Here is an 863-nt window from a genome sequence, read left to right as displayed (position 1 = left end):
GTGTCGCCGGTGGGGCCGGGGAGCCAGAGGTCGGCGGTGCGGTCGCCGCCACCGGCGGCGCCGCGGCCCTCGCAGACCACTCGGGCGCGGCGGCCGAGCAGCAGTCCGTCGCCGTCGCCGATTCCCTGCCAGCCGGCGCTGGTGACCCGCAGCCGTAGTTCCGCGCCCGGCCAGGAACCGGCCACCACCAACGCAGAACCGTTTCTGCGGAGCAGGGCCGCCAGTCGGCGGCCCGTGCGGGGAGCCACCCGGGTCGGTGCCCTGAGCAGCACCACGGGCACCGCCTCCAGGGCCGTCGCCGCGACCTCGGCCCAGCGGCGGCCCGGATCGTCCACCCACATGCCGGCGCCCAGGTCGAGCCCCGCGTCGGCGGCGGCGAGTGCGCCCAGCTCGGGGAGGCCCACGACCGCCCAGGCCCCGCCGCGCTCCTCGGTCGCGCCGAGGCCGCCCAGGTCGTGGGCGGCCTCGGCGGCCAGCGCGAGGAGCAGCGGCAGGTCACCGCACGTGCTGATCGCGATACCGGGTCGGACCGCTCCGCCGGGCAGCAGGGAGCGCAGCCCGCGACCGTCGGGGTGTGCCCCGGTCGCGACGCGTCTGCCCTGTTCGGCGATGTGTACGGCCCTCATGCTTCGATTTTCGAATGAGTGTTCGATTGAGGCAAGTCGCTCGAAGGGGTGGTCTCGGTCGAGATCGTCCGGGCCATCTGCCGCCCGCCCCATGGGGGATGCCGTCCCTCCGGAGGAAGGTCGACCAGGAGCTTGTGAGCGAGGTCACATGAGAGAGCGCTCTCTCCTTCCCGCCGTGCTACCGCGTGTGACCAGCATGTTTCGATCCGGTGCGGGACGGGGGAGGGAGATTTCGAG

The 863-nt window shown here is 73.9% G+C and carries 1 protein-coding gene; it reads right to left on the bottom strand.

The window, feature by feature from the left end:
- Positions 1 to 626: DnaE2-dependent mutagenesis accessory factor ImuA' (gene imuA' / locus FNX44_RS27295; protein ID WP_143651630.1), on the bottom strand; the 626-nt coding region annotated here is incomplete at its 3' end.
- Positions 627 to 863 lie beyond the last annotated feature (237 nt).

Source organism: Streptomyces alkaliterrae, from assembly GCF_007097205.2.
GTDB lineage: Bacteria > Actinomycetota > Actinomycetes > Streptomycetales > Streptomycetaceae > Streptomyces > Streptomyces alkaliterrae.
Note: the sequence above shows the minus strand (reverse complement) of the source record. Positions and strands in the feature narration are given on the sequence as shown.